At 71.0% G+C, this 12851-nt stretch carries 8 protein-coding genes and 1 tRNA gene; 5 read left to right on the top strand and 4 right to left on the bottom strand.

Going from position 1 to position 12851, the window contains the following annotated elements; all coding sequences use genetic code 11:
- Positions 1 to 261: 261 nt before the first annotated feature.
- From ABT085_RS00170 to sucC, 4 genes are all read right to left on the bottom strand, one after another.
- Positions 262 to 346, bottom strand: a tRNA-Leu gene (locus ABT085_RS00170).
- A gap of 129 nt (positions 347 to 475) precedes the next feature.
- On the bottom strand, positions 476 to 2071 hold the full coding sequence (locus ABT085_RS00165; RefSeq protein WP_351599842.1) for an aldehyde dehydrogenase family protein: 1596 nt from the start codon (positions 2069 to 2071) through the stop codon (positions 476 to 478).
- A gap of 279 nt (positions 2072 to 2350) precedes the next feature.
- On the bottom strand, positions 2351 to 3292 hold the full coding sequence (gene sucD / locus ABT085_RS00160) for a succinate--CoA ligase subunit alpha (protein WP_351599840.1): 942 nt from the start codon (positions 3290 to 3292) through the stop codon (positions 2351 to 2353).
- Between the two features lie 14 nt (positions 3293 to 3306).
- Complete coding sequence (gene sucC / locus ABT085_RS00155; protein ID WP_351599838.1) at positions 3307 to 4437, bottom strand: ADP-forming succinate--CoA ligase subunit beta; 1131 nt, start codon at positions 4435 to 4437, stop codon at positions 3307 to 3309.
- A gap of 305 nt (positions 4438 to 4742) precedes the next feature.
- On the opposite strand from sucC, the gene ABT085_RS00150 reads away from it, so the two are divergent.
- The 5 genes from ABT085_RS00150 to ABT085_RS00130 all read left to right on the top strand — a co-directional run bounded on the left by ABT085_RS00150 (position 4743) and on the right by ABT085_RS00130 (position 12729).
- Positions 4743 to 6428 (top strand): thiamine pyrophosphate-binding protein, encoded by a 1686-nt coding sequence (locus ABT085_RS00150; protein ID WP_351599836.1) that lies wholly within the window; start codon positions 4743 to 4745, stop codon positions 6426 to 6428.
- Between the two features lie 11 nt (positions 6429 to 6439).
- On the top strand, positions 6440 to 7672 hold the full coding sequence (frc, locus tag ABT085_RS00145; protein ID WP_351599834.1) for a formyl-CoA transferase: 1233 nt from the start codon (positions 6440 to 6442) through the stop codon (positions 7670 to 7672).
- Positions 7673 to 7676: 4 nt separating this feature from the next.
- Complete coding sequence (locus tag ABT085_RS00140; protein WP_351599933.1) at positions 7677 to 9821, top strand: acetate--CoA ligase family protein; 2145 nt, start codon at positions 7677 to 7679, stop codon at positions 9819 to 9821.
- Positions 9822 to 9944: 123 nt separating this feature from the next.
- On the top strand, positions 9945 to 11333 hold the full coding sequence (locus tag ABT085_RS00135; protein ID WP_351599832.1) for an OFA family MFS transporter: 1389 nt from the start codon (positions 9945 to 9947) through the stop codon (positions 11331 to 11333).
- Position 11334: 1 nt separating this feature from the next.
- Complete coding sequence (locus ABT085_RS00130) at positions 11335 to 12729, top strand: OFA family MFS transporter (protein ID WP_351599830.1); 1395 nt, start codon at positions 11335 to 11337, stop codon at positions 12727 to 12729.
- The last annotated feature ends 122 nt before the right edge of the window (positions 12730 to 12851 follow it).

Below are 12851 nucleotides of genomic sequence, written 5' to 3'. Positions count from 1 at the left end.
CCGGCACGCGAATGACACACCTCCGCCGCGCTCCGCCCCCTGAAAACCCCATATGCCGGCGCCACGGCTACCAGCCGTCGCGCAGGCATGTCCTGTTTCCGCAGGCGAGGGGCGCAGCACTTGGACCGCCACCGTCTCACCCCCTCATTGAGCCGATCACGAGGCTCGAGGCCCCAGAAACGACGAATTACCGCTCGAGTCACATGACTCGACCGGTAATTCGTGAACGCATCGGAGACGATCTCGTGAACGTCCCAAGAGTGTCCGAGGGGGGACTTGAACCCCCACGCCCGATAAAGGGCACTAGCACCTCAAGCTAGCGCGTCTGCCATTCCGCCACCCGGACAAGGTGTCTGCCGCCTTGCGGGGCGTGTTCCCCGCGGCGACATGGACAACAATACCAAGGTTTCGGAGTGCGTTTCACCTGCGTATCCGCACTGTGAGGTGGGGCGGGTCCGGGCGGACCCGAGGTGGGTCAGGGCATGAGGTGGTAGTCCGGGAAGTTGCCCGGCAGCCGTTCGCCCGCCGGCCCCTGGGTCACCGCTCGCACCAGCAGCTCGCCGCCGACGAACGCGCCGCGCCAGGACGCGCCGAAGCCGCCGAACAGCTCGTCACGGTCGCCGCGCGAGCGAGGCTTTCCGTGTCCCACCTTGAAGGCGCGGATCTGCGGCGCCAGCCGGTCGAAGGTGGCCCGGTCGTCCGTGGACAGCGTGGCGACCAGCGCGCCGTTGGACGCGTTCATCGCGGCGAGCAGCTCCGCCTCCGTGTCGACCAGGACGATGGTGTCGACCGGACCGAAGGGTTCCGCGTGGTGCAGCGGGGAGGACGGGGGCGGGTTCAGGAGCGTGACCGGCTGGACGTAGGCGGAGGTGTCCTGACCGGGCAGGAAGCGGGCGTCGGCCGGGTTGCCCCGGTGCAGCGGGATCGCGCCGCGGTCGACGGCCTCGGCCACCTGGTCCGTCAGCTCCTTGGCCTTGGCCGCGTTGATCACAGGGCCGAAGTCCAGCGCGGGGCAGGGGTCGTCGGGCCGGTCGACGGCGAGCGGGTGACCGATCCTGAGCGTGCGGACCGCCGGAAGGTACGCGGCGAGGAACGCGTCGAACAGCTCGCGCTGGACGACGAAGCGCGGATAGGCCGTGCAGCGCTGCTTGCCGTAGTCGAAGAGTTTGGGCACGGCGGCCGTCAGCGCGTCCCAGTCCGAGTGGTTCCAGATGCCCCAGGTGTTGAGTCCCTCCTGTTCGAGGATGTGCCGTTTGCCGAGGTCGGCGACCGCCGTGGCCACCGTGGCGCCGGTGTCGCGGCCGCCGACGAAGGAGACGCAGCCGATCTCCGGCGCCCGCACCAGCGCCTCCGACAGCTCGCCCCCGCCGCCGCTGACCAGGGTGACGGGGATGCCCTCACGGGCCGCCAGCGCGCAGGCCAGCGTCAGACAGGCGACACCGCCGTCGGTCGGGGTCTTGGCGATGACCGCGTTGCCCGCCAGCGCCTGGACCAGCAGCGCGTGGACGAGCACGCTCATCGGGTAGTTCCAGCTCGCGATGTTGGAGACCGGGCCCTCCAGCGGCGCCCGGCCGGCGATCATCGGCTCGATGCCGTCGACGTACCAGCGCACTCCGTCGATGGCCCGGTCGACGTCGGCCTGGGCGAGCCGCCAGGGCTTGCCGATCTCCCAGACGAGCAGCAGGGCGAGGAGTTCCCGGTGCTCGGTGAGGGCGTCGAGGGTGGCTGCGACCCGGGCCCGCCGTTCGTCGAGCGGTACGTGCCGCCAGGCCCGGTGCTGGTCGAGCGAGGCTCGTACGGCCTGCCGGGCGGTGTCCCGGTCCAGGCGCGGCGCGCCCGCGATCGGGCTGCCGTCGACGGGGCTGGTGGCGGGCAGGGCCCGGCCGTCCGCCTGCCAGCCGGCCTGCCAGAGGTTGAGGACACGGTCGTCCCGGAAGGCCTCGGGCGCGACGGCCAGACAGCGCCGCCAGGCCTCGGACCAGGACGTTCCGGCTTTGATGGTGAGGGTCCGGGGGCCGGAAGCCCCACTGTCCGGATTCGGGTCGGGGTTCAGGTCGGGGGTGGGTGCCATGGTCGGACTCCGCTCTCGGTGCACAGTCGGGGGCGGGATACGGATGGCTCGCGCCGTACACGGTTCGCACCACCGGGCACGGGCGGGCGTCGGTACGCATGGATGCGTGGACGGACGTCCTGCGGGTGACGGTTTCGCCGCCACAGGAGTCGCTCGCTCCTGCATGCGCCTCTCGTCCTTATATGCGTCTCTCGTTCTTACCTGCGCTTCTCGTCCCTGCAAGCGTCTCGCACGGATGAACGTAGTGACATCCACCCGGCGGGTGACAGTCACCTCACATCAACTATGAGTGACATCACGGCCGCGGTCGTGTCCGGCGAGCGTGGCCAGGACGAGGCGGGCCGTGTCCGTCGGGGTGTCCCCGACCCGTACGCCGGCCGCCTCCAGGGCCCGCTTCTTCGCCTGCGCCGTACCGGTCGTACCGGAGACGATCGCGCCCGCGTGCCCCATCGTCCGCCCCTCGGGCGCGGTGAAGCCCGCGATGTAGGCGACGACGGGCTTGGCGACATGGGCGCGGATGTACGCGGCCGCGCGTTCCTCCGCGTCGCCGCCGATCTCGCCGATGAGGACGATCAGGTCGGTGTCGGGGTCGTCCTGGAACGCGGCCAGGCAGTCGATGTGCGTGGTGCCGACGACAGGGTCGCCGCCGATGCCCACACAGGTCGAGAAGCCGACGTCGCGCAGTTCGTGCATGAGCTGGTAGGTCAGGGTGCCGGACTTGGACACCAGGCCGATCCGGCCGGGCTCGGCGATGTCCGCGGGGATGATGCCCGCGCCGGACTGGCCGGGGGTGATCAGGCCGGGGCAGTTGGGGCCGATGATCCTGGTTCCCCGCCGCCGCGCGTGGGCGGTGAAGGCGACGGTGTCGTGCACCGGGACGCCCTCGGTGATGACGACGGCGAGGCCGATGCCCGCGTCGGCGGCCTCGATCACGGCCCCCTTGGCGAAGGGGGGCGGGACGAAGACGACGGTGACGTCGGCGCCGGTCGCCGCCATGCCCTCGCGGACCGAGCCGAAGACGGGAACCGTGACGGTGGCGCCGGCCCGGCCGTCCGGGCCGCGGGGGACGTCGAAGTCGACGCTGCGGCCCGCCTTGCGGGGGTTGACGCCGCCGACCACGTTGGTGCCGGCCGCGAGCATCCGGCGGGTGTGCCTGGTGCCCTCGCCGCCGGTCATCCCCTGGACGAGGACCCTGCTGTCCTTGGTGAGGTAAATGGCCATGTCGTCCCGTCTCCTCAGGCGTCGGTGGCGAGTTGTGCGGCACGGCGGGCCGCGCCGTCCATGGTGGTGGCCTGTTCGACCCGGGGGTGGGCGCGCCGGTCGAGGACGGCGCGGCCGCGGGCCGCGTTGTTCCCGTCGAGGCGTACCACGAGCGGTTTGGTCAGCCGTACGCTCTCCAGCGCCTGCACGATGCCTTCGGCGACCGTGTCGCAGGCGGTGATGCCGCCGAAGACGTTGACGAGGACGGACTTGACCGCCGGGTCGGCGAGGACGACGGAGAGCCCGTCGGCCATGACGCGGGCGGATGCGCCGCCGCCGATGTCGAGGAAGTTCGCGGGGCGTGCGCCGCAGCCCGCGACCACGTCGAGCGTCGACATGACGAGCCCCGCGCCGTTGCCGATGACGCCGACCTCGCCGTCCAGCCTGACGTAGTCGAGGCCCTTCGCGGCGGCCGCCGCCTCCAGCGGGTCGCCGGACGCGGGGGTGTCGGCGCCCCAGCGTTCCTGCCGGAAGCGGGCGTTGTCGTCGAGGGTGACCTTGCCGTCCAGGGCGAGGATATGGCCCTGCGGGGTGCGCACGAGCGGGTTGACCTCGACGAGGAGGGCGTCCTCGGCGACCAGCACCTGCCAGAGGCGGACCAGCGCGTCGACGGTCCGCGGCGGCAGGCCGGCCGCCTCGGCGATCTCGCCGGCCTTCGCGGAGGTGACGCCCTCGGCCGGGTCGACGGGTATGCGCGCCACGGCCTCGGGCCGGGACGCGGCGACCTCCTCGATGTCCGTGCCGCCCTCGGCGGAGGCGATCGCGAGAAAGCCGCCGGCCGCGCGGTCCAGTACGTAGGAGACGTAGTACTCGGCCTCGATGTCGACGGGCCGGGCCAGCATCACGGCGCCGACCCGGTGGCCCTTGATGTCCATGCCGAGGATCTGCCGGGCGGTCAGTTCGGCGGCGGCCGGGTCCGCGGCGAGCCTCACGCCGCCGGCCTTGCCGCGTCCGCCGGTCCTGACCTGGGCCTTGACGACGGCCCGGCCGCCCAGCCTGCGGGCGATCCCGCGTGCTTCCTTCGGCGAGTCGGTGACCTCGGCCGGTGGCACCGGGATGCCGTGTTCCTCGAAGAGCTGCCGTGCCTGGTGTTCGTACAGGTCCATCTCGGCTCCTGTCGTCTGCCCTCTTGGTCTTGCGGGTCGCCCCCGGCCCCGCCGGTCCGGACTCCGGGCTTCCTCCCCCGCCTTCGGGCCCGGCTTCCACACCCGGCCGGCGCACGGACCCGGCTTGCGGGCCCGGGTCCGGCGGGGCTTCCGGCGCCGGCCCGAAAAGTGCCGCACGCCCCTGGACACCGCCCAGCGGATGCGGGATAACAAGCTTCATACAGTATTCGTCGACTGTATGCAATGTACCGCGAGAGCGTTCCCACCCCTACGAGCTCCCCCCTACGAAGGGACAGGACTTCGCCATGCCCGACGACACGCAGGACGACGTGATCTCCGGCGGCCATCTCGTTGCCAAGGCACTCAGGGCCGAGGGGGTCGACCGCATCTACACGCTGTGCGGCGGCCACATCATCGACATCTACGACGGCTGCGTCGACGAGGGCATAGAAGTCGTCGACGTACGCCATGAGCAGGTCGCCGCCCACGCCGCCGACGGCTACGCGCGCATCACCGGCAGGCCCGGCTGCGCGGTCGTCACCGCGGGCCCCGGTACGACCGACGCCGTCACCGGTGTCGCCAACGCCTTCCGCGCCGAGTCCCCCATGCTGCTGATCGGCGGCCAGGGGGCCCTCACCCAGCACCGGATGGGCTCCCTCCAGGACCTGCCGCACGTCGACATGATGACGCCCATCACCAAGTTCGCGGCGACCGTGCCGGACACCGCACGCGCGGCGGACATGGTCTCCATGGCGTTCCGCGAGTGCTACCACGGCGCCCCCGGCCCCTCCTTCCTGGAGATCCCGCGCGACGTCCTCGACGCGAAGGTGCCGGTGGAGCGGGCCCGGGTGCCGAAGGCGGGGCACTACCGGGCCTCGACCCGTTCGGCGGGCGACCCGGAGTCGGTGGAGAGGCTCGCCGACCTGCTGGTGCACGCCGAGAAACCGGCGATCCTGCTCGGCAGCCAGGTGTGGACGACCCGCGGCACCGAGGCGGCCGTCGAGCTGGTGCGCGCCCTGAACATCCCCGCGTACATGAACGGCGCCGGCCGCGGCACGCTGCCGCCCGGCGACCCGCACCACTTCCAGCTCTCCCGCCGGTACGCGTTCTCCCACGCCGACGTCATCGTGATCGTCGGCACCCCCTTCGACTTCCGCATGGGCTACGGCAAGCGGCTGTCACCGGCGGCGACGGTCGTGCAGATCGACCTCGACTACCGCACCGTCGGCAAGAACCGCGACGTCGACCTCGGCATCGTCGGAGACGCCGGCCTGGTCCTGAGGTCGGTGGCCGACGCCGCGTCCGGGCGGGTGAACGGGGGCGCCGCCAAGCGCAAGGAGTGGCTGGACGAACTGCGCGCCGCCGAGCGGACCGCGCTGGACAAGCGGCTGCCGAGCCTGCGCTCGGACGCCTCGCCGATCCATCCGTACCGGCTGGTGAGCGAGATCAACGACTTCCTCACCGAGGACTCGATCTACATCGGCGACGGCGGCGACATCGTCACCTTCTCCGGGCAGGTCGTCCAGCCCAAGTCGCCGGGCCACTGGATGGACCCGGGCCCGCTGGGCACCCTCGGCGTGGGCGTGCCCTTCGTCCTGGCCGCCAAGCAGGCACGGCCCGACAAGGAGGTCGTGGCCCTGTTCGGCGACGGCGCATTCTCCCTGACCGGCTGGGACTTCGAGACCCTGGTGCGCTACGACCTCCCGTTCGTCGGCATCGTCGGCAACAACTCCTCCATGAACCAGATCCGTTACGGCCAGGCCCAGAAGTACGGCCCGGAACGCGAGCGGGTCGGCAACACCCTGGGCGACGTCCGCTACGACGAGTTCGCCCGGATGCTGGGCGGCCACGGCGAGGAGGTCCGCGACCCCGCCGACATCGCGCCCGCGCTGCGCCGGGCCCGTGAGTCCGGCAAGCCGTCGCTGATCAACGTCTGGGTCGACCCGGACGCGTACGCCCCCGGAACCATGAACCAGACGATGTACAAGTGAGGTGAACGCCCATGACCGCGAGTGCACTTGAGGGCATCCGCGTCCTCGACATGACCCACGTCCAGTCCGGGCCCTCCGCGACCCAGCTGCTCGCCTGGCTCGGGGCCGACGTCGTCAAGCTGGAGGCGCCGACCGGGGACATCACCCGGGGCCAGCTGCGCGACCTCCCGGACGTCGACTCCCTCTACTTCACGATGCTCAACTGCAACAAGCGCAGCATCACCCTCAACACCAAGACCGAGCGCGGCCGGGACATCCTCACCGAGCTGATCCGGCGCTCCGACGTCATGGTCGAGAACTTCGGGCCGGGCGCGGTGGACCGGATGGGCTTCACCTGGGACCGCATCAAGGAGATCAATCCACGGATCGTCTACGCCTCCATCAAGGGGTTCGGCGACGGTCCGTACACCGGTTTCAAGGCGTACGAGGTCGTCGCGCAGGCCATGGGCGGGTCGATGTCGACCACCGGTTTCGAGGACGGGCCGCCGCTGGCGACGGGGGCCCAGATCGGGGACTCGGGGACGGGTGTGCACTGCGTGGCGGGGATCCTCGCGGCCCTGTACCAGCGTGAGCGCACCGGGCGCGGCCAGCGGGTGAACGTGGCCATGCAGCACGCCGTGCTCAACCTGTGCCGGGTGAAGCTGCGGGACCAGCAGCGCCTGGCACACGGACCGCTCGCCGAATATCCCAACGACGACTTCGGCCGGGAGGTGCCCAGGTCCGGGAACGCCTCCGGCGGGGGCCAGCCCGGCTGGGCGGTCAGGTGCGCGCCGGGCGGCCCGAACGACTACGTGTACGTCATCGTGCAGCCCGTCGGCTGGCGGCCGCTCACCGCGCTGATCGGCCGGCCCGAGCTGGCCGACGACCCCGAGTGGGCGACCCCGGGGGCCCGGCTGCCCAAGCTGACCAAGATGTTCCAGCTGATCGAGGAGTGGTCCTCGACCCTGCCCAAGTGGGAGGTGCTGGAGCGGCTCAACGCCCACGACGTCCCGTGCGGGCCGATCCTGTCCACCAGGGAGATCATCGAGGACGAGTCGCTGATCGCCGACGAGATGGTGGTCACCGTCGCGCACCCCGAGCGCGGCGAGTTCGTGACCGTGGGCAGCCCGCTGAAGCTCTCCGACTCCCCCGTGCAGGTGCGCAGTTCGCCGCTGCTCGGGGAGCACAACGAAGAGGTGTACGTCGGTGAGCTGGGGCTCGGCGACGAGGAGCTGCGTCTGCTCAAGTCGAACGGGGTGATCTGACGTGATGGCCGAGGACCGGCTGTCGAGGGTGCGCGCGCTCCTGGACGCCGTACGGGCCGAGGGCCGGACCGCGCTCACCGCGCCCGAGGGCAAGGTGATCGCGGACGCGTACGGGATCGCCGTACCGGGCGAGGAACTGGCCGCCGACGTGGACGAGGCGGTGGCGTGCGCCGCGCGCTTCGGCCGGCCGGTGGTGATGAAGATCGTCTCTCCGGACATCCCGCACAAGACCGACGCGGGCGGGGTGGTCGTCGGGGTCGAGGGCGCGAGCGCGGTCCGGGCCGCGTTCCACGAGATCGTCGGGAACGCGCGGGCGTACGACCCGCGGGCGCGCATCGTGGGCGTACAGGTGCAGGAACTGCTGCCGCCCGGGCAGGAGGTCATCGTCGGCGCGGTGACCGACCCCACGTTCGGGAAGGTGGTGGCGTTCGGGCTCGGCGGGGTGCTCGTCGAGGTGCTCAGGGACGTCACGTTCCGGCTGGCGCCGGTGGCCGCCGACGAGGCGCTGGCCATGCTCGACTCGATCCGTGCGGCGGAGGTGCTGCGCGGGGTGCGCGGCGCGGCGCCGGTGGACCGGTGGGCGCTCGCCGAGCAGATCCGCCGGGTGTCCCAACTGGTCGACGAGTTCCCCGAGATCGCCGAGGTGGACCTCAATCCGGTGATCGCGACGGCGCAGGGGGCGGTCGCCGCCGACATCCGGGTCGTCCTCGCCGAGTCGCAGCCGCCGCCGCGCCGCCGGTACACCCGCGACGAGATCCTGACCAGCATGCGCCGGCTGATGCAGCCGGGCTCGATCGCCGTGATCGGCGCCTCCGCCGAGTCCGGGAAGATCGGCAACTCGGTGATGCGCAACCTGGTCGACGGCGGCTTCGCCGGGGAGATCCACCCGGTGAACCCCAGGGCCGACGACATCCTGGGCCGCAAGGCGTACAGGAGCGTCACCGACGTGCCCGGCGAGGTGGACGTGGCGGTCTTCGCGATCCCCGCCCGGTACGTGGCGGCGGCGCTGGAGGAGGTCGGCCGCAAGCGGATCCCCAACGCCGTGCTGATCCCCTCCGGGTTCGCGGAGACCGGTGAACAGGGGCTCCAGGACGAGATCGTGGCGATCGCGCAGCGGCACGGGATCCGGCTGCTCGGCCCGAACATCTACGGCTACTACTCGACGTGGCAGGACCTGTGCGCCACGTTCTGCACCCCGTACGACGTCAAGGGCGGGGTGGCGCTGACCTCGCAGTCCGGTGGCATCGGGATGGCCGTGCTCGGCTTCGCCCGCACCACGAAGACGGGGGTGTCGGCGATCGTCGGGCTCGGCAACAAGGCGGATCTGGACGAGGACGATCTGCTGACCTGGTTCGCCGAGGACCCGCACACCGAGTGCGTCGCGATGCACCTGGAGGACCTCAAGGACGGGCGGGCCTTCGTGGCGGCGGCACGCGAGACCATCGTCAGGAAGCCCGTCGTCGTCCTCAAGGCGGGCCGTACGGCGGCCGGCGCGCGGGCGGCCGGCTCGCACACGGGTGCGCTGGCGGGCGACGACGCCGTGTACGACGACATCCTGCGGCAGGCGGGGGTCATCCGGGCGCCGGGGCTCAACGAGATGCTGGAGTACGCGCGCGGGCTGCCGGTGCTGCCCACCCCCCGGGGCGAGAACGTCGTGATCATCACGGGAGCCGGCGGCAGCGGTGTGCTGCTGTCGGACGCGGTGAGCGACAACGGGCTGTCGCTGATGGAGATCCCGCCCGATCTGGACGCGTCGTTCAGGGCGTTCATCCCGCCCTTCGGGGCCGCGGGCAACCCGGTGGACATCACCGGGGGCGAGCCGCCGTCGACGTACGAGGCGACGATCCGGCTGGGCCTGGAGGACCCGCGCATCCACGCCCTGATCCTCGGCTACTGGCACACCATCGTCACCCCGCCGATGGTGTTCGCCGAGCTCACCGCGCGCGTGGTGGCCGAGTTCCGGGAGCGCGGGATCGAGAAGCCGGTGGTGGCCTCGCTCGCCGGGGACGTCGAGGTCGAGGCGGCCTGCCAGTACCTCTACGAGCGAGGGGTCGTGGCGTACCCGTACACGACCGAGAAGCCGGTGGCCGTCCTGGGCGCGAAGTACCGGTGGGCGCGGGCGGCGGGCCTGTTGGGAGGCGGGTCATGAGGTGACCGGACGCGGGGGCGGCCGACGGTGCGCGTCGGCCGCCCCGGGGACCCGTGCGCGCACGAAACGCATTTGGACAGGGGGCGCTGGCCAGAGCTTTCGACGCAAGGGGTGCTGAGTGACATGACAACGACCGACTACCCGGCCTCCGTCCCCTACCGGGAGGTGAGGGACCGCAACGGCCGCGTGTACCGCATCGGCGAGACCGATGTCGACATCATGGGCCGCAGGCGCACCTGGATGGTCGTCCTGCCCTGGGTGGGCATGATGGGCATCAGTTCCGCCGAGTACGCGTTCACGTCGGCGGAGGACACGCTCCACGACGCGCATCTGTGGAGCAGCGGGCACATCTTCTGGCTCATGGGCGTCTGGGTGTTCTTCCAGGCCGCCGTGGCCTTCCCGGCCGGGCGGCTGCGCGAGAGCGGCCGGCTCCCGGCGCGCACGGCGATGCTGATCGGCGCGGTCGGCACGATGACCGGCTATCTGTCGCTGGCGTACGCGCCGAACGTGCTCGTCGCCTACTTCGGCTTCGGCATGTGCAGCGGTATCGGCGCCGGTCTGGTCTACGCGACGTGCGTGAACATGGTCGGCAAGTGGTATCCGGAGCGCAAGGGCGGCAAGACGGGCTTCGTCAACGGCGGTTTCGCGTACGGGTCCGTGCCCTTCGTCTTCCTGTTCACCTCGTACATGGACCTGGGCAACTACGAGACCGTGCTGGCGCTGGTGGGTGTCGGGCTGTGCCTGGTGGTGGCGTCGGCCGGCTGGTTCTTCCGGGACCCGCCGAAGAACTGGTGGCCTGCCACGGTCGACCCGCTGCGGGCGACCGACGACCCGAAGATCCGCCGGGCGCTGGAGAAGAACCCGCCGGCGGTCCGGCAGTACACCCCGAAGGAGGCGGCCCGTACCCCTGTCCTGTGGATGATGTGGTTCTGTCTGCTGTGCACGGCCGGCATCAACATCTTCGGCATCGCCTTCCAGGTGCCGTTCGGCAAGGACATGGGTTTCGCGGGCGGCATCGTCGCCACGGCGATGTCCTTGAAGGCCATCGTCAACGGCACCGGCCGGGGCGTGATCGGCTGGATATCCGACCGCTGCGGACGCCGCAGCACGCTGGTCATCGTCTGTGTCGTGCTGGGCACCGCGCAGTTCGGCGTGCTGGTCTCCGGCCAGCTGGGCAGCATGCCGTTCTTCCTGTTCTGCTCCATGGTCTCCGGCTTCGGCGGCGGGGCGATCTTCCCGCTGTTCGCGGCCATGACGGCCGACTACTTCGGTGAGAACAACAACGCCACCAACTACGGGATGGTCTACAGCTCCAAGCTGATCTCCGGGCTCGTCGGCTCGGGCGTCGGCGCCATCGTGGTCGACACGTGGGACTACCACGGCGCGTTCGTCCTCGCGGGCTCGATCGGGCTGGCCTCCGCGGTGCTGGCGCTCTTCCTGAAGGCTCCGGGCCGGCCCAAGGCCCGGAGCATCGTCCCCAACCCGCAACCGCTCGGCGAGGAGATGGCGTGAGATGACTGCGGATCCCGTCGCTACGAACAGCGCGTCGGCCGGCCCCGGCGCGGCGCACCGCCCCTACCGTGAAATAACCGACTCCCGCGGCCGGGTCTACCGGGTCGGCGAGACCGACCGGGACATCCTCGGCCACTCCCGCAAGCTCATGGTGTATCTGCCGTGGATCGCCATGATGGCCATCAGCGTCTTCGAGTACGCCTACGGCTCGGCCGAGGACACCCTCTCGCACGCGCACGGCTGGACCCAGAGCAACACCTTCTGGATCCTCAGCGTCTGGGTGTTCTTCCAGGCCGGCATCGCCTTCCCGGCGGGCTGGCTGCGCGAGCGGGGCATCCTGACCGCCCGCCGGGCCATGCACCTGGGCTCCGGCATGTGTCTCCTGGGGTTCCTCGCCCTGTCCCACCTGAGCAACGTCCTGCTCGCGATCCTGGGCTTCGGGGTCGTCGGCGGGATCGGCGCCGGGCTGGTCTACGCGACCTGCATCAACATGGTCGGCAAGTGGTTCCCCGAACGCCGCGGCGCGCGCACGGGGTTCGTCAACGGCGGCTTCGCGTACGGTTCGCTGCCGTTCATCTTCATCTTCAACTACGCGTTCGACACCGGGAACTACCACCGGGTGCTGGACCTGATCGGCTGTTACATCATGATCGTGGTGTTCGGGTGCGCGTTCCTGTTCAAGGACCCGCCGAAGAACTGGTGGCCGGCCGGCATCGACCCGCCGACCCTCGCCGCCGACGGCGAGAGCCCGGCCCGGACCTCCAAGAACCCTCCTGCGACACGGCAGTTCACCCCCAGGGAGGCCGTCAGGTCCGGGATGCTCCCGCTGATGTGGATCTCGATCGTGCTCACCGCCGGGGTGTCGATCTTCGGGATCTCCTTCCAGGTCGACTTCGCCAAGGAGGTCGGCTTCGGTCCGCTCGTCGCCGCCTCGTCGATGGGCGTGATGGCGGTCATCAACGGCGTCGGACGCGGGGTCGTCGGCTGGCTGTCCGACCGGTGGGGCCGCAAGCCGACCCTGGTGTTCGTCATCGTCGTGCTGGGCCTCGCCCAGTTCGGCGTGATCCTGGCGGGCGACCTGAGGAGCGAATGGCTGTTCCTGTTCTTCGCCTTCCTGTCCGGGTTCGGCGGCGGCGCCTTCTACCCGATGTTCGCGGCACTGACGCCGGACTACTTCGGCGAGAACTACAACGCCACCAACTACGGGCTGGTGTACAGCGGCAAGCTCGTCAGCGGCCTGTTCGGCGGCGGCCTCGGCTCCATGGTGGTCGCGGCCTGGGGCTACAACGGCGCGTACGCGCTGGCCGGCGGGATCTCGATGGTCGCGGCGGCGATCGCGCTGCTGCTGCGACAGCCGGGCCACAACACGCCGACCGCACCACGGCCGGCGGTCTGACGACGGCAAGCACCTACGACCGGCCCGCGGACACGAACACCGCGGACGGCCGCCGGACGGCCCGCATGTCACGAGGTGGCCCGCCCCTGCTCCCGGGGAGGGCCACCTCAGGTGCTGCCGGG

The organism is Streptomyces sp. NPDC002265, assembly GCF_040296125.1.
GTDB lineage: Bacteria > Actinomycetota > Actinomycetes > Streptomycetales > Streptomycetaceae > Streptomyces.
The sequence above is the reverse complement of the archived record's forward strand: the minus strand, read 5'-3'. Positions and strand labels throughout refer to the sequence as shown.